Annotated in this window: 1 pseudogene; it reads left to right on the forward strand. The window is 68.3% G+C overall.

The window, feature by feature from the left end:
• Nucleotides 1–18: 18 nt before the first annotated feature.
• A pseudogene (locus tag AB0K52_RS25615) lies at nt 19–1,323 on the forward strand (IS30 family transposase); the annotation flags it as partial.

Genomic DNA, 1,323 nt, shown 5'->3' on the forward strand with positions numbered 1-1,323 from the left:
CTTGGGTTCTAGGAGTCGTTGCAACACCTTGATCTACAAGGGATTGCGATGGATTTCGAGATCCGGGCGGACCGGAAGCCGCAGGGGCCCAGGAAGCTCGCTCGTGAGCGGGCCGCATACTTGCAGCTCGTGAGCGAGGGATACAGCTATGACCAGGCCTGCGACATAGTAGGGGTCAACCCCAAGACCGGCAGGCGGTGGCGTAACGGCCGCAACCCGGTCGGCAAACACCGGGGGGCTCCGCCGCTGACGGCGGCGGAGCCCTCTTCGCAACCCCAGCCGCCGCTGCCGCCGTCGCGGTACCTGCGCGAGGACGACCGGGTCCTGATCGCCGACCGGCGCCGCGAGGGCGCCACGGTCAGGGACATCGCCCGCGAGCTGGGCCGCTCTCCCTCCACGATCAGCAGGGAGCTGTCCCGCAACGCCCACCCCGGATCAGGCGACTACCGGCCCCACGCCGCGCAGCGACGCTGCGACCAGCGTCGGTCCCGCCCCAAGACCGGCAAGATCGCCGCTAATCCCGAGCTGCGCGATTTCATCCAAGATCACCTGGCACTGCGCTGGAGCCCCGAGCAGATCTGCCAGGCTTTGCGCGAACACTTCCCCGACCGCCCGGAGATGCACGTGGTCCACGAGACGATCTACCAGGCCCTTTACGTCCAAGGCCGCGGGGCGCTTCGTCGGGAACTGACCCGCGCCCTGCGGACCGGCCGCGCCATCCGCAAGCCCCGCGCCCAGGCCGACCGCCGCCGCCGTCGCGCGGTCAAGGACATGGTCAACATCTGCGAACGCCCCGCCGAGGTTGCCGATCGGGCCGTCCCCGGGCACTGGGAAGGCGACCTGATCGTCGGCACGGACTCCCGCTCGGCGATCGGCACCCTGGTCGAACGCGCGACCCGCTACGTGATGCTGGTCCACCTGCCTGGCCGGCACGACGCGGTCAGCGTCCGCGACGCCCTCATCGACACCGTCCACACGCTGCCCGCACACCTGACCAAGTCGCTGACCTGGGACCAGGGCGTCGAGATGGCCGATCACAAGGCCTTCACCATCGCCACCGACATCCCGGTCTTCTTCTGCGACCCGGCCAGCCCTTGGCAGCGCGGCTCGAACGAGAACACCAACGGTCTGCTGCGCCAGTACTTCCCCAAAGGCACCGACCTGTCCGTCCACGATCGCGCCAAACTCGAAGCCGTCGCCGCCGAACTCAACTCCCGCCCACGCAAAACGCTCGGCTGGGAAACCCCAGCCGAGCGCCTTGCTAAGCTCCTGGCCGAAAGCAACATCTAACAGCAGTGTTGCCACCACCCCTAGAATCCGCCA

Source organism: Glycomyces sp. NPDC049804, assembly GCF_040674615.1.
GTDB classification, from domain to species: Bacteria; Actinomycetota; Actinomycetes; order Mycobacteriales; family Micromonosporaceae; genus Glycomyces; species Glycomyces niveus.